The 20,302-nt window shown below is 64.3% G+C and carries 16 protein-coding genes; 15 read left to right on the top strand and 1 reads right to left on the bottom strand.

What is annotated here, in order from left to right:
• Positions 1 to 188 precede the first annotated feature (188 nt).
• The 5 genes from U4Y90_RS19300 (at position 189) to U4Y90_RS19280 (ending at position 8,225) form a co-directional block, all read left to right on the top strand.
• Positions 189 to 1,439: an efflux RND transporter periplasmic adaptor subunit gene (locus tag U4Y90_RS19300; RefSeq protein ID WP_321796862.1), complete on the top strand. Its 1,251-nt coding sequence runs from the start codon at positions 189 to 191 to the stop codon at positions 1,437 to 1,439.
• Entirely contained in the window at positions 1,436 to 4,627 is a 3,192-nt protein-coding gene (locus U4Y90_RS19295) for an efflux RND transporter permease subunit (protein WP_321796861.1), read from the top strand. The genes U4Y90_RS19300 and U4Y90_RS19295 overlap by 4 nt, the downstream gene beginning before the upstream one ends.
• Positions 4,624 to 6,102 carry an efflux transporter outer membrane subunit gene (locus tag U4Y90_RS19290; RefSeq protein WP_321796859.1) on the top strand — a complete coding sequence of 493 codons (1,479 nt, stop codon included), beginning with the start codon at positions 4,624 to 4,626 and terminating at the stop codon, positions 6,100 to 6,102. Before U4Y90_RS19295 ends, U4Y90_RS19290 begins: the two co-directional genes overlap by 4 nt.
• Positions 6,103 to 6,221: 119 nt before the next feature.
• Positions 6,222 to 7,394, top strand: coding sequence for an MFS transporter (locus U4Y90_RS19285; RefSeq protein ID WP_321796857.1), 1,173 nt, complete (start codon positions 6,222 to 6,224; stop codon positions 7,392 to 7,394).
• A gap of 33 nt (positions 7,395 to 7,427) precedes the next feature.
• A complete protein-coding gene (locus U4Y90_RS19280; RefSeq protein ID WP_321796856.1) occupies positions 7,428 to 8,225 on the top strand; it encodes an isocitrate lyase/phosphoenolpyruvate mutase family protein in 798 nt (265 codons plus the stop codon).
• 340 nt (positions 8,226 to 8,565) lie between these two features.
• Here U4Y90_RS19280 and U4Y90_RS19275 read toward each other — a convergent pair whose 3' ends face one another.
• The gene (locus U4Y90_RS19275; RefSeq protein WP_321796855.1) at positions 8,566 to 9,606 is read right to left on the bottom strand and encodes a GlxA family transcriptional regulator; all 1,041 of its coding nucleotides are present in this window, start codon (positions 9,604 to 9,606) and stop codon (positions 8,566 to 8,568) included.
• Between the two features lie 232 nt (positions 9,607 to 9,838).
• Here U4Y90_RS19275 and U4Y90_RS19270 point away from each other — a divergent pair, with 232 nt between their 5' ends.
• From U4Y90_RS19270 to U4Y90_RS19225, 10 genes are all read left to right on the top strand, one after another.
• Positions 9,839 to 10,804, top strand: a complete 966-nt coding sequence (locus U4Y90_RS19270) for a homocysteine S-methyltransferase family protein (RefSeq protein ID WP_321796854.1) — start codon at positions 9,839 to 9,841, stop codon at positions 10,802 to 10,804.
• Between the two features lie 276 nt (positions 10,805 to 11,080).
• Complete coding sequence (locus tag U4Y90_RS19265; protein WP_321796853.1) at positions 11,081 to 11,806, top strand: ABC transporter permease; 726 nt, start codon at positions 11,081 to 11,083, stop codon at positions 11,804 to 11,806.
• A gap of 3 nt (positions 11,807 to 11,809) precedes the next feature.
• Entirely contained in the window at positions 11,810 to 12,928 is a 1,119-nt protein-coding gene (locus U4Y90_RS19260; RefSeq protein ID WP_321796852.1) for an ABC transporter ATP-binding protein, read from the top strand.
• Positions 12,925 to 13,629 (top strand): ABC transporter permease, encoded by a 705-nt coding sequence (locus U4Y90_RS19255; protein WP_321796850.1) that lies wholly within the window; start codon positions 12,925 to 12,927, stop codon positions 13,627 to 13,629. The genes U4Y90_RS19260 and U4Y90_RS19255 overlap by 4 nt, the downstream gene beginning before the upstream one ends.
• A gap of 22 nt (positions 13,630 to 13,651) precedes the next feature.
• Entirely contained in the window at positions 13,652 to 14,536 is an 885-nt protein-coding gene (locus U4Y90_RS19250) for a glycine betaine ABC transporter substrate-binding protein (RefSeq protein ID WP_321796848.1), read from the top strand.
• A 33-nt stretch (positions 14,537 to 14,569) separates the two neighbouring features.
• Entirely contained in the window at positions 14,570 to 15,415 is an 846-nt protein-coding gene (locus tag U4Y90_RS19245) for a nitrilase-related carbon-nitrogen hydrolase (protein ID WP_321796847.1), read from the top strand.
• The gene (locus tag U4Y90_RS19240) at positions 15,408 to 16,580 is read left to right on the top strand and encodes an acyl-CoA dehydrogenase family protein (protein ID WP_321796845.1); all 1,173 of its coding nucleotides are present in this window, start codon (positions 15,408 to 15,410) and stop codon (positions 16,578 to 16,580) included. The genes U4Y90_RS19245 and U4Y90_RS19240 overlap by 8 nt, the downstream gene beginning before the upstream one ends.
• Positions 16,581 to 16,598: 18 nt before the next feature.
• Entirely contained in the window at positions 16,599 to 18,173 is a 1,575-nt protein-coding gene (locus tag U4Y90_RS19235) for a class I adenylate-forming enzyme family protein (RefSeq protein ID WP_321796844.1), read from the top strand.
• On the top strand, positions 18,170 to 18,970 hold the full coding sequence (locus tag U4Y90_RS19230; protein ID WP_321796842.1) for a crotonase/enoyl-CoA hydratase family protein: 801 nt from the start codon (positions 18,170 to 18,172) through the stop codon (positions 18,968 to 18,970). Before U4Y90_RS19235 ends, U4Y90_RS19230 begins: the two co-directional genes overlap by 4 nt.
• A gap of 3 nt (positions 18,971 to 18,973) precedes the next feature.
• Positions 18,974 to 20,299, top strand: coding sequence for an MmgE/PrpD family protein (locus U4Y90_RS19225; protein WP_321796841.1), 1,326 nt, complete (start codon positions 18,974 to 18,976; stop codon positions 20,297 to 20,299).
• The last annotated feature ends 3 nt before the right edge of the window (positions 20,300 to 20,302 follow it).

The raw sequence follows: 20,302 nt of genomic DNA, 5'->3' as shown, positions 1-20,302 counted from the left end.
GCGACGGCCTTGCCTATAGTTGCGTCACGAAACTTAAACGGCTGTCGTCACCCCGAAGTCGGCCGGGATCGACGCCACACACTGAAGAGCCCCGTTGTCCGCTGTCGGGACGACCAGGATCAACACCAATGGGCGCGAAGGCACGAGCATCGATCTTCGGCCGATAACCTGAGTTATTTAGGATTGCAATGGAAAACAAATTTGATCAGGCCGAGATGGAAGCCGTGGCTCCAGACATTCCGGCGGAGTCGCGTCCGGTTCGATGGATCGGCAAAGGCATTGCCGGCGCGATGATCGTGGCCGTGGCTGCGGCGGCGTTTCACCTCCATGGGTCCGGCGCGGCGCCGGTTGTCGTACCGGCGCCGCCGTCGGTCACGATCAGCGCTCCGTTGCAACGCGACATAGAAGACCGCCTCGGGTTTCTCGGACAGTTTTCAGCGGTGAATCGTGTCGAACTGCGCGCACAGGTGGGCGGTACGCTGACGCAGATCCGCTTCAAGGACGGTGACATCGTTCATCAGGGCGATCTGCTCTTCGAGATCGACCCGGAACCGTATCGGATCAAGCTCAGCGAGGCGACGGCCGAACTCGAAGCCGCCGACGCGCGGCTCGCGCTCGCCACGCGCCAGTTGGCCCGTGCGCAGGAACTGCAACGCTCGGAAGCGGGAACCGTCGAGAACGTCGATCAGCGAGTGGCCGAGCAGCGCGCCGCGCAGGCGGCAGTGGATCGCGCGATCGCGCTGGTTCGCGATGCGCGCTTCGACCTGGATCGCTGCAGGATCGCGGCGCCGTTCACCGGCCGCATCGGCACGCATCTCGTGTCGACCGGCAATCTGGTATCCGGCAGCCGCGCCGGCAGCGGGCCGACGACGCTGCTCGCCACGATCGTTTCGCTCGATCCGGTCTATCTGGATTTCGACATCAGCGAAAACGACTATGCCGTGTTCCAGCGTTCGCGTGCAGACCGGCAAGGGCCGCTGGCCGACACCGTCAACATCTCGCCTACCGGCGACAGCGGATTCACACGCACGGGCAAGCTCGATTTCATCGACAACGCACTCGACCGTTCGAGCGGGACCATCCACGCACGCGCCACGATTCCGAATCGCGATCTGTCGTTGACGCCCGGCGGCTTCGCTCGCGTGCGGCTGGCGACGACTGCGCCGCAACCGGCGCTGCTCGTGCCCGATGCCGCCGTGCTCGACGATCAAACGGACCACATCGTGTACGTGGTGGGTCCGGACGACGTGGCCACGCCGAGAAAGGTCCAGACCGGCGACCTTCGCGGCGGCCTGCGCGTGATCCGTTCCGGACTCGCGCCGACCGACCGTGTGGTGATCGACGGTATTGCCGCTGTGCACCCCGGTTCGAAGATCTCGCCTCGCGCCGGCAACATCCGGTTCTCTGCGGAACAAGTGGTCGACGGAGCGAAATCATGAAACTCACGCACTTCTTCATCGAGCATCCGCGCTTTGCCGCGGTGCTCAACATATTCGTGGTGCTCATCGGTCTCGCGACGATGATCAAGCTTCCGGTGGCGCAGTATCCGAACATCGTTCCGACGACGATTCAAATCACGACATCGTATCCGGGCGCATCGGCCGATACGATCGCTCGCACCGTTGCGACGCCGCTCGAACAGTCGATCAACGGCGTCGAGAACATGGACTACATTTCGAGCCAGTCGACCGGCAACGGCCAATTGACGATCACGGTGATCTTCAAGGTCGGCACGAATCCCGACACCGCGCTGCTTCTGACACGCAGCCGGGTGGAAGACACGCTCTCGCGCCTGCCCGCCGACGTGCAATTGCAAGGCGTGCAAGTGAAGAAGACGATTCAGGCGCTGCTGCTCGGCGTTCACGTCTATTCGCCGGATGGTTCGCGAAGTCCGGAGTATCTGTCGAACTACATGCTGAAGGTTCGCGACCAGATCGCGCGCTTGCCGGGCGTATCGGACTTCCAGTTGTTCGGCGAGCGTCAGTACGCGATGCGAATCTGGATCGATCCCGACAAGGCCGCTTCGTACAACATCAGCGCGAGTGAAATACTCGCCGCGCTTCGCGCACAGAACGCCGCCGTGTCCGCCGGGGTCCTGAATCAGCCGCCCGTCTCGAACCAAGGCACGGGCGCGTATCAGATCAACGTCGAGGCGCTCGGCCGATTGAGCACGCCGGAGCAATTCGGCGACGTGATCGTGAAGTCCGATTCGCAGGGACGCGTCACGCGGATTCGCGATATCGGCCGGGTGGAACTCGGATCGGTGGACTACGGTTCGAAGGCGTACGCCGACCGGTACGCGGCCACGCCGTGGTTCGTGATCGCGACGCCGGACGCCAATGTCGTACAAGTCGAGCACGACGTCTGGGCCAGGATGGCCGAGCTGAAAAAGAGCTTTCCGCCCGGCATCGACTACATGAAGATCTACGACCCGACCACGTTTGTGTCGCAGTCCATTCATGAAGTCGCCAAGACGATCGGCATCGCGATCCTGCTGGTCGTCGGCGTCGTGTATCTGTTCCTGCAGAACTGGCGCGCGACGATCATTCCGGTCGTCGCGATTCCGGTGTCGCTGGTCGGAACGTTCACCGTCCTCTCGCTGTTCGGTGCATCGGTCAATAACCTGTCCTTGTTCGGACTGGTGCTGGCCGTCGGGATCGTCGTGGACGATGCCATCGTAGTGGTCGAGAACGTCGAGCGGAACATGGCGCTCGGCATGACGCCACGCGAGGCCGCGCATCAAACGATGAACGAAGTCTCGACCGCCATCATCGCGATCGCGCTCACGTTGTGTGCCGTGTTCGGGCCGACTGCGTTGATGTCGGGCATCTCGGGACTGTTCTTCAAGCAGTTTGCGATCACCATCGCGGCGTCCACCGTCATTTCTTGCTTCGTGTCGCTCACGCTCAGCCCGGCGCTCTGTGCGGTGCTGCTCAAGCCGCACGAGATGGAGAGGACGCACGGTAGCTCCACCGCATCGGGTCGCTTGCATCATGCGGTTTTCGGGCGCTTCAACGCGTCCTTCGAATGGCTGTCGTCGAAATACGGAAAGGTCACCGGCCGCGCCGTACGCGCGACGACCGTGATGCTGCTCGTCTATGCCGGCCTGATCGCGGCGACCGGTCTGCAGATGTCGAGAATGCCCACGGGATTCATTCCGGAACAGGACATCGGCTATCAGGCGGTGATCGCGTTTCTTCCTCCCGGCTCGAGTCTGGAGCGTACCGACAAGGTGATTCGCGAGATCAACGAGATCGTGCTCGATACGCCCGGACTCAAGGGCGTCACGCATACGTCGCCCGTGTCCGGCTTCGACGTCACGACCGGCACGATCGCACCCAACGTCGGCACGCTGTTCTACGGCCTGCCATCGCTGTACGACAAACATGTACCCGGCGTCAATGCGGCGTCGATGCTGGTCGAACTGCGCAAGCGCGTGGCCGTGGTCAAGGACGCAGTCGTCGTCGTCGTGAATCCGCCGCCCGTGCAGGGGCTGGGCGCGGCGGGCGGCTTCAAGCTGATGCTCGAAGATCGCGGCGGACTGGGTCCGCAAGCGCTCGCCGACGCAGCGCACGCACTCGTGGCCGCAGCCAACAAGGACAAGACGTTCGGCGGCGTGTTCACGCTCTACGACGCAGGCGCGCCGTCGGTCTATGCGGACGTCGACCGTCTCAAGGCGCAGAAGATCGGACTCACGCCAACGGACGTCTTTTCGACGATGGAGCTTTACCTCGGCTCGCAGTACGTCAACGACTTCAACTTCATGGGACGCACGTATCAGGTCCGCGTTCAGGGCGATGAAGCGTTTCGCCGGACACCGGAAGACATCGGCAGGCTCAAGGTGCGCAACGCGGCGGGCGACATGGTGCCGATCAGCAGCGTGGCGACGTTCCACAACGACACGCAGCCGTATCGCGTGCCCCGCTACAACATGTATCCCGCAGCCGAAATCATGGGCGCGGCAGGCCCGGGCCTCTCCTCCGGCGATGCGATCGAACGCATGGAACAGATCGCTCAGCAAGTGCTGCCGAACGGCATCGCCTACGAATGGACCGATCTGGCTCATCAGCAGAAGGAACAGACCATGTCGCCGCTCGTGATCTTCGCCGCATCCGCGCTGTTCGTGTTCCTCGTGCTGGCTGCGCAGTACGAGAGCTGGAAGACGCCGCTCGCGATCGTGCTCATCGTGCCGATGTGTCTGCTCGCAGCATCGATCGGTTTGAACGTGCGAGGCATGCCGATCGACATTCTTGCGCAGATCGGCTTCGTGGTGCTCGTGGGGCTTGCGGCCAAGAACGCGATTCTGATCGTGGAGTTTGCCAAACAGCGTCAGGAGGAAGACGGCGCCAGCGCGGAGGACGCCGCCACTCACGCAGCTCACGTGCGCCTGCGGCCGATTCTGATGACGTCGCTGGCCTTCATCGCAGGCGTGGCGCCGCTCGCCATCGCGAGCGGCGCGGGCTCGGAGATGCGGCAATCGCTCGGCACGACAGTCTTCTTCGGCATGCTCGGCGTGACGCTGTTCGGCCTCGCCTTCACGCCGGCGTTCTATGCCTTCGTTCGCAAACTCGTTATTCGGGACGTGCGCGCCCTGCCGCGCAAGCTCAGCAGTGGAGAAGCAAAATGAACAAGCTCATGGCCAGGACTTCCAAAGCACTTGCAGGCGGTCTGTTCGTCAGTGCATTCCTCGCGGCGTGCGCGGTCGGGCCGAACTATGTCGCGCCCGAAACCCAGATGGCGCCGTTTCATAACGCGCAGCAAGTTGCGCAGCGGCAAACCACGCTGCCTGCGCCGCGCATCGACGACTGGTGGACCGGATTCGACGATCCGGAGCTGGTCACGGTGGTGCAGCGCGCGCTGGCGCAGAACCTGAGCATTCAGGCTTCGATCGCGCGCGTCGCGCAGGCGCGGGCGGCGGCTCAGGCGGCCGGCGCCCGGTTGCTGCCAACAGTCGATGCCGGTGCGTCGTATTCGGTGCAACACCAGAGTGTGGAGAGTCCGCTCGGTGCGATCGCGAGCGCGTTTCCGAACTACAGCCGCGATCAGAAGGAGTATGTGGCGGGCGCAACGGCAAGCTGGGAAATCGATCTCGCAGGCGGCCTCAGGCGCGCGCATGCGGCCGCCACGGACGAAGAGCAGGCCGCGGAGGCCGAGCAACTCGGAACCCGCGTCACCGTCGCCGCCGATGCCGCCGACGCCTACCTGCAAATCCGCGGTCTGCAAGCGCAGCTTGCCGTCACGCAGGATCAGGTGAACACGGACGCGCGTCTGCTGGAGCTCGTGAAAGCGCGCAAGCGCGCCGGTGCATCCGACGAACGCGAAGTCGCTCAGGCCGAAGCGTTGTTGCGCCAGGCGCGTGCCGCCGTGCCGAGCCTCCGGATCGCACTCGAAGCGCAGTTGAATCGGCTCGACGTGCTTCTCGGCGCGCAGCCCGGCACCTATGCGGCGGAACTCGGCGCGCATGCCGGGGCGATTCCTGGCGTGCCGGCGATCGGGAGCGGCGATACGCCGGTCGATGTCTTGCGGCGACGCCCCGACATCATCGCGGCCGAGCGGCATCTGGCGGCGTCCAACGAAGCGATCGGCGTGGCGCTGGCCGAGTATTACCCGAAGATTTCGCTCTCCGGCGCGCTCGGATTCGACAGCCTGTCGGCCAGTCGCTTCCTCAGTGCGAAGGCGTTCCAGGCGGTCGGAACAGGCGCGCTGCGATGGCGCCTGTTCGATTTCGGCAAGGTGGACGCCGAGGTCCGAAACGCGCGAGGTTCGTACGCGGAGGCGCTGGCGCAGTATCGGGAAGCGGCGCTCAAGGCGGCCGAGGATGTGGAAAACGCTTTCATGGCGCTCTCGCAAACGGAGATTCGCGCGCAAGAGATTCAGCAGGAAGTCGATGCCTTGACGAAAGCGCGGGACCTGTCGGAGAAAGCGTATCGCGCAGGTTCGATCACGCTCACCGACGTACTCGACGCCGACCGGCAACTTCTCGATTCGCGTGCCGATCTCGATGCAACAAGGGCGGACGCCGCACGCGCCGCGGTGAGGACGTTCCGCTCGCTGGGAGGCGGATGGGATGCGCCGCAGCAGCAAGTGGCCGGGAATGAATAGCGCGCGCTTCGCCGATTCGCGACGAACAGCTTCCCACTTCCGGCCGGTAGTGCGATCCGGTTCGCTTCCCTATAGTTTCGTCACGCAACGTAATTCGCCATCCTTCCAGAGAGGTTCAAATGGATCGCCGTCTACTCACACTTGCACTCGGTATGTTCGCGCTGGGAACCGATAGCTTCGTTTTCGCGGGCATCCTGCCTGAAATCGCCCATTCGTTTGGCGTGAGCATCGGTGCGGCGGGGCAGTTGATCAGCGTCTATGCGCTGAGCTACGCGCTGCTGGGCCCGACCATCGCCGCGCTCGCCGCGAACGTCGGGCGCAAGCGCCTGCTGCTCAGCGGAATCGGTCTTTTCGTGCTTGCCAATCTCGGGACCATCGTGGCGCCGAACCTCGGCATCGCATTGGCCACGCGCGCTCTGGCGGGCCTCGGCGCAGCGATGTTTTCGCCGACGGCCAGCGGCACCGGCGCGGCGCTCGTGCCGCCGGAGCGGCGCGGCTATGCGTTGTCGATCATCGTCGCAGGTCTGACCACTGCTACCGCCCTGGGCTCGCCCATCGGCGCGGTCATCGGCGGGCTCGCCGGCTGGCACTGGACCCTGGTTCTCGTTGCCGCGCTCGGAGCGGCCGCATTCTTCGGCATCCTGGCGTTCATGCCCGAGGTGCCGCTGCCGCCGGCCATCTCGCTGCGCGAGCGTCTGTCGCCGCTGACCGATTCGCGCGTCGGACTCACGCTCGCCACGACCGTGCTCGCTCAGACCGGCACCTTCATCATCTTCAGCTACTTCTCCGTCGTGTTCGACCGTGCGACCGGCCATGGCGCCATGGTGCTCGGCGGACTGCTGGTGCTGTGGGGGCTGGCCGGAACGTTCTCGAACCTGCTGACGGGACGCATTCTCGACCGGATCGGTTCGCACAGGGTCGTGCTGATCAAGCTGGCCATCGTCGCACTCGTCATCGTCACCATGCCGATCACCAGCGCGCACCTCTGGAGCGCGGCCATCGCCGTGACGATCTGGGGTGCGGCTGCGTGGGGCGTGCTGGTGCCGCAGCAATTCCGCCTCGCAAGCCTGAATCCGCCGATGACCGCGGTGCTCGTCGGCCTCAACACGTCGGCAACGTATGTGGGCGTGTCGATCGCCGGTACGCTCGGCGCCGTCGTCATCCCGCTGACCGGCAGCCACGACCTGGGTTACCTCGCAGCCATTCCGGTCGTCATCGCGATCGTGGTGTCGGGGCTTGCGACGCGCCGCATCGCATCGTTCGCGGGTTCCAAGCGCGCGGTAGCGGCCTGAATTCCCGCTCATTTGAAATCGGAGAAAGCCATCATGTCCAAAACAAGCACGTTCCGTCAGTTGCACACCCGTTCGATACCGCTTCTGTTGCCCAATGCCTGGGATGCCGGCAGCGCACGTCTCATCGAGGCGCAAGGCGCACCCGCGATCGCCACGACAAGCGCGGGCTTTGCGTGGGCACTGGGCTACGCCGATGGTCGAAAGCTTCCGTTCGATGAGGTCGCGGCTTCGGTTCGACGTATCGTGCGCGTCCTCGAAGTGCCCTTGTCCGTCGATGTCGAGAACGGCTATTCCGACGATCCCGCAATCGTCGCGGACCATGTGATGCAGCTGGCGGATCTGGGTATTGCCGGTATCAACATCGAAGACGGTGCGGACGCGCCATCGCTTCTTGCCGCGAAGATCGAGGCGATCAAGGACGCGCTTCTACGAGCCGGCATGGATGTGTTCGTCAACGCGCGCAGCGACGCGTTCCTTGCGAACCTCGTCGAAAAAGCAAAGCAGCCACAGGAGGCGATTGCTCGCGGCAATGTGTATGCATCGGCAGGCGCGGATGGTCTCTTCGTTCCGGCGCTCGTGCAGCCGTCGGACATCGAGACGATCGTGGACGGCATCCGCCTGCCGCTGAACGTCATGGCATTCCCCGGCCTCACCGATGCCGTGACGCTCGGGAAACTCGGGGTTCGCCGGCTCAGTGCGGGCAGCGTCATCTCGCAGGTCGTGCTCGGCCGCGCGAAGGCTTTGGCGGCAGAGTTTTTGGCGCACGGTCGTTCCGAGGCGCTCGACGACCGGCCGTTGCCGTACTCGGAAATTCAGGCGCTGTTCGCATGAAGAACTAACCCCGGTCAGATACCGACCGCTGTGGAGGAATAAAGGAGCGCGCGTACATCGAAGTCTCGTCTCATCACTCAGGTGATGATTTCCAGAAAGTCTTTGCCCCGGCCCATGCGATATGCACGGGCACATCGCAACAGTTCGACCTTCCTGATCCAATTGTTTCCTGTAACCGAATTCGCGGACGGGTGCCCCGGAACAGTCGAGACTCCCGTAGCGATGGGCCGGGACATGCCGAGTCGTAGCGAGCCTGCGGAAAAGTGAGTTGTTCGTAGAGCACGAATCGCTGGCGGCGTCATTCGACGGTCGAAGGAAAAGGAATTCGCGGGACGCCAAATCATCCGTTATCCTTAACATAGGTGATGGCGTCACGCATCGCGCCGAAACGGCGACGATATTGCGCCGGCGTAAGACCCACCTTCCGTGTGAACAGACGGCTAAAGAATCCCGCGTCTTCATAGCCGACTTCATTGGCAATGGCTTCGATCGGCTGGCTGTCGGTTTCGAGCATCTGCTTGGCTTCTTCCAGCCGAAGCGTATGCACATAAGCGAGCGGCGACATGCCCGTCGCCTGCTGAAAACGTCGCTTGAACGAGCGCTCGGGCACGCCGCTCACTTGCATCATCGCGCTGACGGGCGAAGGCTGGGCATAGTGATCGGCGATCCACGACTGGCATCGAGCGATGACAGCATCTTCCGCCTGACGCGTGCGCGCCAACCGCGCGAACGGTTGCTGGCCGACGTCGTGCCAGTCGACGAGATTGATGCGCGCCGTCTGCATGGCCGTTTCGATACCTGCCAGCCGCGCGATCAGATACAACGCCAGATCCAGCCACGACGTGCCGCCGCCCGCCATGATGAGCCGTTCGCCATCGCCCGATGCCACGAGCGCCCGATGCGCGCGCACCTTGATCGACGGATATCGTCGTGACATGAAATCGCAGTACGCCCAGTGTGTCGTCGCGTCGAGGCCGTCGAGCAAGCCGGCTTCCGCGAGCAGAATCGCGCCCGAGCACGCGGTTGCCACGATCTTGCCCTGTGCATGACAGCGTCTGAGGCACGCGATTTCGTCATCGAAGCGGCCCTCGAGCGGCTCGCCGGGTGGAACCAGCAGTTCGGGCACGCAGATGACGTCGGCATCCTCGCACGCATCCAGCGGCGCGTCCGCCGTGATGCGCACGTTGTTGCCGGCGACGAACGCGCCTCCGTGGCGCGACACGACGCGCGGCACGATCGGCGCGCGCCCCGGCGAGCCTTCGACGATAAGCCCCCAGTCGCGCCCCGCCGACATGAACATGTCGAACATGCCGTACACCACCGAGGCCGACGTCTCGGGCAGCGCGAGGATGCAGATGCGCACGGGTGAGGGGTCGTTCATGGCCGTTTTGTCCGGTAAGTTGCCGAAATGGCTTTAGCGTCGGGCGCGCGCTCGCCGTATCGTGGCTCCGTCGCAATGTTATTTAAGTGTAAGGAAGGCTTTCGCGCCAGCGCGTCACGCAGCAGCGCGCGCCCGCGCGCGCATGTTGTATTCCCTCCTTTCATTCGGCGAATTTGCCGCCCATGCATCGCGACGATTTCTCCGATATGGACCTCGTTGACGGAGCATGACCATGAGCCAGTACCGCACTCACCTTCCCCAACTCGATGACGCGCTTTTCATGACCGATGGCGGCATCGAGACCACGCTGATCTTTCACGACGGCATCGAGCTGCCTTGCTTCGCCGCTTTCGATCTGCTGAAGGACCTCGCGGGCACCGCGCGCCTCGAAGCGTATTTCCGGCGCTATGCGAGTCTTGCCCGCACAGAGCGCATCGGTCTCGTGCTCGAAGCGCCGACCTGGCGCGCGAATCAGGACTGGGGCCGCAAGCTCGGCTATTCCGAGGCCGAACTCGACAAGGTCAACCGGAAGGCGATCGAACTTCTCGTGCGCGTGCGCGCCGAGTTCGAGACGCCGGACACGCCCATCGTGATTAGCGGTTGTCTGGGTCCGCGCGGCGATGGTTACCGGATCGATTCACGCATGAGCCGCGACGAGGCGCGCGCCTATCACCAGCCGCAGGTCGACACGCTGGCAGCAACCGAAGCGGACATGGTCGCGGCCTTCACGATCACCTATCCGGAAGAAGGCATCGGCGTGATCGATGCCGCAAGGAGCGCCGGCATGCCCGTCGCGATTTCGTTCACGCTCGAAACGGACGGACGCTTGCCGTCGGGCAATGCGCTGCGCGATGTCATCGAGCGCGCCGATGCGCAAACCGACGCCTATGCGGCGTACTACATGATCAATTGCGCGCATCCATCGCATTTCGAAACCGTGCTGGGCGATGGAGGCGCGTGGCTCGACCGCATTCGCGGCATCCGCGCGAACGCGTCACGGCGCAGTCACGCAGAGCTGGACGAATCCGCCGACCTCGACGATGGCAATCCTGAAGAGCTCGGCGCGCAGTATCGCGCGCTGAGCGCGTTGTTGCCGCGCATGAACGTGGTGGGTGGATGTTGCGGCACGGATCATCGCCATGTCGGCGCGATGTGCAGCGCATTGAAGGGCACGAGAGGGCAGTATGCCGGCGCGTGAAAGCGTCGGTGCACATGGCGCGTGCGCGCGTTCGTCAGCGTCGCGCGCGCTCTTCGCACCCACAGCGCCGCGGCCTGCTCGCGGCAAACCCGGACATTCACCTATATCCCATAGATCGTTGATTTTATTGCCACATTTATAGTCACGCACACGCCATGCCGTTTTTGTGACAAACAATGTCGGCTCGATGGTAGCCCTATCTCGCCGCTCCGCTCTATCGTTTAGGCCATAGCGACACCAAACGCAAACATGGCTCTCAAGAGCTCAGGAGACATAGTGGAAACCCTTGCCTTCATCTGGGACAACCTGGCCAGCATCGCCAGGATGACCGGCGAGCACATCGAGATCGTCGGTGTGGGCGTCGGCCTTGCGATCGTCACCGGCGTGCCGCTCGGCATTGCGATCACGGTCAACCAACGGCTCGCGAAGATCGTGCTGTATGTCGCGGCGATCATCATGACCATTCCCTCGGTCGCGCTGTTCGGCCTCATGATCCCGCTCCTCTCCGTGATCGGCCAGGGCATCGGCTTTCTGCCGACGGTCATCGCGCTTTTCCTTTACTCGCAGTTGCCGATCGTGCGCAACACCTACACCGCGATCACCAACATCGACCCGGCCTTGCGCGAAGCGGCGCGCGGCATGGGCATGACCACCGGCGAGCGTCTGCGCAAGGTCGAGATTCCGATCGCGCTGCCGATCATCATGGCCGGCGTGCGCATGGCGGTCGTGATCAACGTCGGCATCGCGGCGATCGCGGCTTATATCGGCGCGGGCGGTCTCGGCAAGCTCATCAGCCGCGGCATTTCGCAGTCGGACCCGCGACAGTTGATCGCCGGCGCGATCCTCGTGAGCGTGCTCGCCATCGCCGCCGACATCGGTCTTTCGTGGGTGCAACGCTGGCTCACGCCGAAGGGACTTCGCGCCCCTTCCCGCGCCGCCAGCCTCGCGCTGCGCCTCACCGCCATGACGGGCTTTCGCAAACAAACCGGACACGCGCAATAAATCATGATCAAGCTCACCAACCTTACCAAGCGATACGACGGCGCGGCGAGCGCGGTCGTCGACGGCATCAACATGGAAGTGGGCGCGGGCGAGATCTGCGTGCTGCTCGGGCCATCGGGCTGCGGCAAGACCACGACGCTCAAGATGATCAACCGGCTCGTGCGTCCGACCTCCGGCAAGATCTATCTCGAAGGGCGCGACACCGACGAGTTCGAAGTCGTCGAGCTGCGCCGCCGCATCGGTTATGTGATCCAGCAGATCGGGCTGTTTCCGAACATGACCGTCGAGGAAAACATCTGCGTGGTGCCGACGCTGCTCGGCTGGGACAAGGCGAAGGCGCGCCGCCGGGCGGCCGAGTTGCTGGAAATCGTCGCGCTCGATCCGGCCACGTATCTGACGCGCTATCCAAAGGACCTTTCGGGCGGGCAGGCGCAACGTGTCGGCGTGGCGCGCGCGCTCGCCACCGATCCGCCCGTGATGCTGATGGACGAACCGTTCGGCGCGATCGATCCGATCAACCGCGAGCTGATTCAGGACGAGTTCCTGCGCATCCAGAAGCAGGTGAAGAAGACGATCATGTTCGTGAGCCACGACATCGACGAAGCCGTGAAGATGGCCGACAAGATCGCGATCTTCCGCAACGGTCATCTCGAACAGTTCGACTCGCCCGACAACATTCTCGCGCGCCCGGCGACGCCGTTCATCGCGGGCTTCGTCGGCACGGATCGCGCGCTGAAGCGTCTGCGTCTGTTGCGTGCGCGCGATGCGCTGTCCGCCTGCGATTGCCTCGTGCGCGTGGGCGAGGACAGCACGCGCGCCCGATCGATGATGGAACGGCACGGCGTCGAACAGATCGTGCTCGTCGATGCCGCCGACAAACCGCACGGCTATATCACGATGGAACGCCTGCTGAACGTGGACGGCGCGGTCACGGCGGCGCACGCGCTGCCAGTGCAGGCCATCGCGAGTCAGAAGGACGATCTGCGCACCGTGGTGTCGACCATGTTCGCAAGCGGCGCGTCCTGGATGCCGACCGTCGATGACGACGGACGCTTCGTCGGCTATGTCAGCCAGGAACGCATCGTCGACATGCTGAAACTGCCTGCGGGAGAACACGCATGAAACGCCTGCTTTCACTCGCGCTGCTTGCTGCGATCAGCACGCAGGCGCATGCGGACAGCTGGTGGGAAAGCATCAGCCAGTATCGCGGCGACATCGTCTATCAGGGCCTTCACATGATGATGATGGTCGCCGTCGCGGGCGTGCTCGCGATTCTCGTCGCGGTGCCCGCCGGCGTCTACCTGAGCCGTCCGTCGCAAAAGCGCGGCGCGGCGATCGTGATGCAGTCGCTCAACGCAGGACAGGCCGTGCCGAAGCTCGCGCTGCTCGCACTCGCGATGAGCGTGATGGGCATCGGTGCGATACCGGCGATCTTCGGCCTGTGGGTCGCCACGCTCCTGCCGATCGCGCTGAACACGTACGAAGGTCTGCGCGCGGTGCCCCCGGCGCTGATCGAAGCGGCAACCGGCATGGGCATGACGCCGTGGCAGATTCTCTGGCGCGTCGAGCTGCCCAACGCGCTGTACGTGATCTTCGCGGGCGTCCGCACGGCGCTGGCGATCACCGTCGGCACGGCGCCGCTCGCGTTCCTGATCGGCGGCGGCGGGCTCGGCGAACTGATCTTCACCGGCATCGACCTGAACGACTTCGGCATGCTGCTCGCGGGCGCTGTTCCGACCGCGCTGCTGGCGATCCTGACCGATGCGTTCATCGGACAGATGCAACGCATGCTGGTTTCGCGCGGCGTGAATCCGCAAGCCTGATCCATCCACCTCGAGAGAGACCATGAGAAAGTTACTCGCAATATCATTCGGCATCCTTATTTCTCTGTTTGCAAGTTTCCCGGCGAGCGCCGCTTCGGTGGTCGTCGGCGGCAAGAACTTCACCGAGCAGCAACTGATGGCGGAAATGACCGCGCGCTATCTGGAGGCCAAGGGCTTCACGGTGACGAAGAAAGACGGCATGGGCAGCGCGGTGCTGCGTCAGGCGCAGGAGAACGGACAAGTCGATGTGTACTGGGAATACACCGGCACGTCGCTCATCACCTACAACAAGATCAATGACCGCCTCTCGCCCGACGACACCTACAAGAAGGTCAAGGAGCTCGACGCGGCCAAGGGCCTCGTGTGGCTGAATCCGTCGAAGGCGAACAACACGTACGCGTTCGCGATGAACCAGGACGAAGCGAAGAAGCTCGGCATCGTCACGATGAGCGATCTCGCGAAGGCGATCAAGGACGGCAAGGAACTCACCTTCGCGTGCAACTCGGAGTTCTATGCGCGCCCCGACGGCTTGCGCCCGCTGATGAAGCAATACGGTTTCGAGTTCAGCCAGGGCGACGTGAAGCGCATGGATACGGGCCTCACGTATCAGGCGCTGAAGGATCGCCAGGTGAACATCGCGCTCGTGTTCGCCACCGATGGCCGCGTGCCCGCGTTCAACTTCGTGCTGCTCAAGGACGACAAGGGCTATTTCCCTTCTTATGCGCTGACGCCGGTCATCCGCAAGGCGACGCTCGATGCGAATCCGAACCTCGGGCCGCTGCTCAACGCGCTGTCGGCGAAGCTCGATGCATCGACGATGGCGCGCCTCAACGCCAGCGTCGACGTGCAGAAGAAATCCTTCTCCGATGTCGCGAACCAGTTCCTGAAAGAGTCCGGGCTGATCTGACCCGCGCCTCGGCAAAACCCAAGGACCGACCTCATGACCACGATCAAAGTGGCCGCCGCACAGACCGATACCGCATACGGCGACATGCACGCGAATCTCGCGCGGCATCTCGATCACATCGCCGATGCGAAGAAGCGCGGCGTGCGCCTGCTCGTCTTCCCCGAGCTCTCGCTGCACGGCCATAGCGGCGGCAAGGACGCGCTGCGTCTCGCGATGACGCGCGACGACGCCGCCATCGGCCAGCTCGCCGAGGCGAGCGCGGGCATGCAAGTGTCTTTCGGCTTCATCGAGGAAGCGCCGGGCGGACAGTTCTACAACAGCCAGGCGACGGTCGCGAACGGCAAGCTGGTGCACGTGAATCGCAAGACGATGCTCGCCACCTACGGCAAGCTGCGCGACGGTCTTTACTTCGCGGCAGGCACGAAGCCCGGCGGCTACGCGATCGACGGCGACTGGCGTGTCGCGACGCCCATCTGCAACGACCTGTGGAATCCCGCGCTCGTACACGACCTGCTGTGCGACGGCGTCACGCTGCTGGCCGCGCCGATCAGCTCGGCGCGCGAAGCAGTGGGCGAAGGCTTCGACAATCCTTCTGGCTGGGACCTGAACCTGCGCTTCTACGCACTCACCTACGGTGTCGCGATCGTGATGGCGAACCGCGTCGGCACCGAGGGAATGATGACCTTCTGGGGCGGCTCGCGCATTCTCGATCCCTTCGGCAAGACGATCGCGCAGGCAGAAGGCGAGGACGAATGTCTCGTCGTCGGCGAGCTGGATTACGAAGCAGTCCGCCGCGCGCGTTTTCTTCTGCCCACCGTGCGCGATGCGCGCATCTATGCACAACGCACCCGAACCTTCACGACCGACAACCATGCGTGATTATCTCCTCAACGACGCTGACCGCGCCTTTCGCGCCGAAGTCCGCGATTTCCTGCAGCGCGAGCTCGCGCCGCGCGCCGCCGATATCGAAGACCGTCAGGACTGGGACGCGGTCAGGCATGTCGTGCGCGCGCTCGGCGCGGCGGGCTATCTGAAGCTGATGTTCCCCGATCTCTATCGGGGCGCGCTGACGCATCCGGGCCTCACACACGCGACGATCCTTTCCGAAGAAGCGTCCTACATCAACTACGCGTTCGAGACGACCATCGCGACGGCGCTGTCCTGCGCATATCCGCTGCATCGTCATGCGAGCGCGCGTCTGCGCGACACCTATCTGTCGCCGATCCTCGAAGGCACGGCGATCGGCGCGATCTGCGTGACCGAGCCGAATGTCGGCAGCGATTCGGCGGGCATGGAGACGCGCATCGATTTCGATGAAGCGCGCAACGAATGGGTCATCAACGGCTTCAAGCGCTATATCTCGAACGCGTCCGTCGCCGACGTCTACATCGTCTACGGACTCACCGGCGACGGCATGACCGCGGTCGCGGTGCCGAAGAAGGCGAAGGGAATCAGTTTCCCGCGCAACTATACGTTCATGGGCCGGCGCGGCTGCATCGTCGGCGAAGTGAAGTTCGAGGACTGCCGTGTGCCGGCGGATCATCTGCTCGGTGAAAAAGGCGGCGGCTTTCGCATCATGCGCGGCATGTTCAACTTCGAGCGCGCGATTCTCGGCGGCTCGGGTCTGGGCGTGGCACGCAGCGCGTTCGATATCGCCGCGGCGCACGCGCAAACGCGTAAATCCTTTGGCGAACCGTTGGGTTGCAAGCAGCTCATCTGGGACAAGATCGCGCAGATGAGCTGGCGTATCGACGCATCGGAACTCATCACCTATCGCGCCACCAAGATGTACGACGCAGGCGTGGACGGCAAGGCGCTGATGAAGGAAGCCGCGATGGCCAAGCTCGTCGCCACCGAAACCGCCAACTATTGCGCCAACGAAACCGTGCAGATTCTCGGCGGCGACGGCATCACCAAGGAATACGGCCGCGCGGAGCAGCTCTATCGCGACGCCCGCGCGCTGACCATCGTCGGCGGCACGTCGGAAGTCGCCAAGTATCTGATCGCGGGCCGCGATCTTCCCGATATCCGGATCACCCTCTAGAGAGCACCACCACGCATCATGCTCACGATCACGTCGCTTTTCGAAAACACGGTCGCCAGATATCCGGACCGACCCGCGCTGACCTGCGGCGCTGTCTCGCTCACCTATGCGCAATGGAGCACGCGCGTGCGCCGTCTCGCACAGGCGCTGTTCGATCTCGGCGTGCGCCAGATGGACCGCGTCGCCATCCTGCAGAAGACCTCCGATGCGACGCCGACCGCCTATATGGCGTGCCAGTTGCTCGGCGCGATCGCGGTGCCGATGAACTTCCGTCTCTCCGCGAACGAAGCCGCCTTCATTCTGCGCGACGCGGGTGCGCGCGCGCTGATCTATGACGACTCGATGTTGCCGGTGATCACGAAGATCGAGCAGTCGGTGCCCGATCTGCGCACGTACGTGTGCGTGAACCAGGGCGCGGCGTCGCCGTCGCATCACCATTCGCTCGACGCGATCATCGAGGGTGCGGGTGCGCTGGATGCGCCTTTGCCGCGTCTCGGACCAGACGATGTCTCGGCGCTGGTCTATACGTCCGGCACCACGGGCCGCCCGAAAGGCGCGATCCACACGCACGGCAACGATGTCGCCATCGCGACGAACTGCGTGATGGAGTACAGCCTGACGAGCACGGACGCGGCCTTGCATATCGCGCCGCTCTATCACGTCGGCGGCATGCAGGCGTATTTCGTGCCGCACATGATGGTCGGCGCGCACAACGTGATCCTGCCGCGCTATGAACCGCTCGCGACACTGCAGGCGATTGCGCACTACGCGATCACGACGCTGTTCGCGGTGCCGACGCAGATTCAGGACATGCTGTTTCATCCCGACTTCGCCTCGATCGACACGCACAGCCTGCGCATGATCACGACCGGCGGCGCGGCGATTCCCGCCAGAACCATGCAGCGCGTGATCGACGAGTTCTGCCCGAGCATCTTCAACGGCTACGGCATGACCGAAGCGAGCCTCACGCTGCTGCTGCATCCACGCGACGCGCTCACGTATCTCGGCTCGTGCGGCAAGCCCACGCTCATCAGCACGTGCCGCGTGATCCGCAACGATCCCGAGCGCGTGATCGGTCCGCATGAAACGGTCGCGCCGGGCGAGGTCGGACAGTTGATCGTGAAAGGGCCGCAACTCGCAGCGGGTTACTGGAACAATCCGGTCGAAACGGACAAGAAGTTCAAGTCGGGCTGGCTTTACACCGGCGACCTCTTCAGCGTCGACGAAGCGGGCTACTTCCACTTCCAGGGCCGCGCGGACGACATGATCGTGTCGGGCGGCGAGAACATCTATCCGCGCGAGATCGAGGAAGTGCTGTATCACTGTCCCGGTGTGCAGGAGGCCGCGGTGATCGGCGTGCCCGACGAAAAGTGGGGGCAAGCGGTGACCGCGTTCATCGTGCGCAGCGTCGCAACGCTGACCGAGGAGGATGTCGCCGCTTTCTGCAAATCAGGCGACGACCTCGCGCCCTACAAGCGCCCCAAGAAAATTTTCTTCGTCGAGAAGCTGCCGCTGAACCCGAGCGGCAAGGTGCTGCGTCACGAACTCGCCGGAGCCGTTTATCAAAGCATGCTTGCAGGAGCCCACCAATGAGCGACCCCGTACTGTACGAACAGGACGGCCACATCGTCACGATGACGCTGAACCGCCCCGAAACCCGCAACGTCATCACCGAGATGGATATGGTCGACGCGATCGTCGCCTGCCTCGAGCGCGCGCAAGGCGACATGTCCGTGCGCGCCATCGTGCTGACCGGCGCGGGCCCGGCCTTCTCGTCCGGCGGCAACATCAAGCACATGCGCGACGACGTCGGCACGTTTTCCGGCAACTCCGCGCAGATCCGCGAGAACTATCGGCGCGGCATCCAGCGCATCCCGCGCGCGTTTCATGAACTCGACGTGCCGTGCATCGCGGCCGTCAACGGTCCCGCGCACGGCGCCGGCTGCGATCTCGCGCTGATGTGCGATATCCGCATCGCCGGAGAAAGCGCGCTTTTCGCGGAAAGTTTCGCGAAGGTCGGGATCATCCCCGGCGATGGCGGCGCATGGCTGCTGCCGCGCGCAATCGGTCTGTCGCGCGCGAACGAGATGATCTTCACCGCCCGGGCGATCGATGCGCGGCGCGCCGAGGAATGGGGACTCGTGTCGCGCGTCGTGCCCGATGCGCAATTGATGGAGACCGCCCTCACGCTCGCGCGCGACATCGCCGGCAATCCGCCTGACATCCTGCGCATGTCCAAGCGTCTCGTGCGCGAAGGACAGCGGATGGACCTGCCGAGCCTGCTGGAGATGTCGGCGGCGTTTCAGGGCATCGCGCATCGCACGGCGGATCATCGCGAGGCGATCGCCGCGACGTTCGAGCGCCGCGCGCCGGTCTACAAGGGAGCGTGACGGATGGGCACATCCGCTATCGCGTTCATTCATGAGCTGACCTTCGACGCGCTGCCGCCGACGGTCGTCGAACAGGCGAAGCTGTGCGTGCTCGATCTGCTTCGCGTCGCGCTCGCGGGCACGCAGACAGCGTTGTCGGCTATCGCGCGCGATCATGCCGCCGAGTTCTTCGCGCCCGGCACGTTGCGCTCGCGCATGCTCTTCGATGGCCGCCTCGCCAGCCCGCCCGGCGCCGGTCTCGCGGGCGCGATGACCATCGACAGTTGCGACGGCCACGACGGCCACGCGCAGACCAAAGGCCATGTCGGCGTGACCGTGCTGCCCGCGCTGCTCGCGCTCGCCGACGCGCGGCAGCACATGAGCGGCCGCGAGTTCCTCGCGTGCGTCGTGCTCGGATATGAGTTCGGCACGCGCGCGGGCATTGCGCTGCACGCGAGCGCCTGCGATTATCATACGTCGGGAGCATGGAATGCCCTGGCTGCGGCGGCACTCGCGGCGCGCGTCCTCTCGCTCGACATGCGGCAGACGCGCGAGGCGCTCGGCATCGCCGAGTATCACGGGCCGCGCAGCCAGATGATGCGCTGCATCGATCATCCGACCATGGTGAAGGACGGCTCCGGCTGGGGCTGCATGGCGGGGCTGTCGGCGGCCTTTCTGGCGCAGCGCGGCTTCACGGGTGCGCCGGCCCTGACCATCGAACAGGAACAAACTCGCAGCCTCTGGAACGATCCCGGCGAACGCTGGTGCATCATGGAGCAATACTTCAAGCCACAGCCAGTCTGCCGCTGGGCGCATCCCGCCATCGATGCGGCGCTCGCGCTCAGGTCGAGACACGGCTTCACGAGCGCGCAGATCCGCGCGGTGAAGGTGCGCACGTTCCATCATGCGACGCGTCTCGCGCACGCCGCGCCGGCGACCACCGAGGCGGCGCAGTACAGCCTGCTCTTCCCGGTCGCGGCGGCACTGAAGCACGGCGCGGTACGCTTCGACGCGCTGCATGGCGACGCGCTGCGTGACGACGAAGTGCTGCGCCTGAGTCATCTCATCCAGACCGAAGAGCACGCGGCGTACACTTCGCGGTTTCCGAACGAGCGCATCGCCGAGATGAGCATCGAACTATTCGACGGCCGGCGTTTCGATTCCGGTCCCACAGAGGCGCTGGGCGACCCCGATCGCCCGCTCGGCGCCGAAGCGATCCGCGCCGGATTCCGCAGTACCTTCGGTGCGTCGGCGCGCGAACTGGAGCATGCCATCGACGTGCTCGATTCGCACGACGTCAGCGCGACGCCCCTGCTCGATCTCGTGCTGACGCGCCCGCGCCCGGCCTGACGC

The sequence above is a fragment of the Caballeronia sp. J97 genome (assembly GCF_905220305.1).
Classification (GTDB): domain Bacteria; phylum Pseudomonadota; class Gammaproteobacteria; order Burkholderiales; family Burkholderiaceae; genus Caballeronia.
The sequence above is the reverse complement of the archived record's forward strand: the minus strand, read 5'-3'. Positions and strand labels throughout refer to the sequence as shown.

What these genes read in the sequence shown, in the direction of transcription:
- U4Y90_RS19255 (WP_321796850.1), top strand. Translation starts at nt 12,925, where the DNA reads ATGAAACGCCTGCTTTCACTCGCGCTGCTTGCTGCGATCAGCACGCAG.
- U4Y90_RS19285 (WP_321796857.1), top strand. Translation starts at nt 6,222, where the DNA reads ATGGATCGCCGTCTACTCACACTTGCACTCGGTATGTTCGCGCTGGGA.
- U4Y90_RS19230 (WP_321796842.1), top strand. Translation starts at nt 18,170, where the DNA reads ATGAGCGACCCCGTACTGTACGAACAGGACGGCCACATCGTCACGATG.
- U4Y90_RS19270 (WP_321796854.1), top strand. Translation starts at nt 9,839, where the DNA reads ATGAGCCAGTACCGCACTCACCTTCCCCAACTCGATGACGCGCTTTTC.
- U4Y90_RS19300 (WP_321796862.1), top strand. Translation starts at nt 189, where the DNA reads ATGGAAAACAAATTTGATCAGGCCGAGATGGAAGCCGTGGCTCCAGAC.
- U4Y90_RS19280 (WP_321796856.1), top strand. Translation starts at nt 7,428, where the DNA reads ATGTCCAAAACAAGCACGTTCCGTCAGTTGCACACCCGTTCGATACCG.
- U4Y90_RS19250 (WP_321796848.1), top strand. Translation starts at nt 13,652, where the DNA reads ATGAGAAAGTTACTCGCAATATCATTCGGCATCCTTATTTCTCTGTTT.
- U4Y90_RS19240 (WP_321796845.1), top strand. Translation starts at nt 15,408, where the DNA reads ATGCGTGATTATCTCCTCAACGACGCTGACCGCGCCTTTCGCGCCGAA.
- U4Y90_RS19245 (WP_321796847.1), top strand. Translation starts at nt 14,570, where the DNA reads ATGACCACGATCAAAGTGGCCGCCGCACAGACCGATACCGCATACGGC.
- U4Y90_RS19225 (WP_321796841.1), top strand. Translation starts at nt 18,974, where the DNA reads ATGGGCACATCCGCTATCGCGTTCATTCATGAGCTGACCTTCGACGCG.
- U4Y90_RS19275 (WP_321796855.1), bottom strand. Translation starts at nt 9,606, where the DNA reads ATGAACGACCCCTCACCCGTGCGCATCTGCATCCTCGCGCTGCCCGAG.
- U4Y90_RS19295 (WP_321796861.1), top strand. Translation starts at nt 1,436, where the DNA reads ATGAAACTCACGCACTTCTTCATCGAGCATCCGCGCTTTGCCGCGGTG.
- U4Y90_RS19260 (WP_321796852.1), top strand. Translation starts at nt 11,810, where the DNA reads ATGATCAAGCTCACCAACCTTACCAAGCGATACGACGGCGCGGCGAGC.
- U4Y90_RS19290 (WP_321796859.1), top strand. Translation starts at nt 4,624, where the DNA reads ATGAACAAGCTCATGGCCAGGACTTCCAAAGCACTTGCAGGCGGTCTG.
- U4Y90_RS19235 (WP_321796844.1), top strand. Translation starts at nt 16,599, where the DNA reads ATGCTCACGATCACGTCGCTTTTCGAAAACACGGTCGCCAGATATCCG.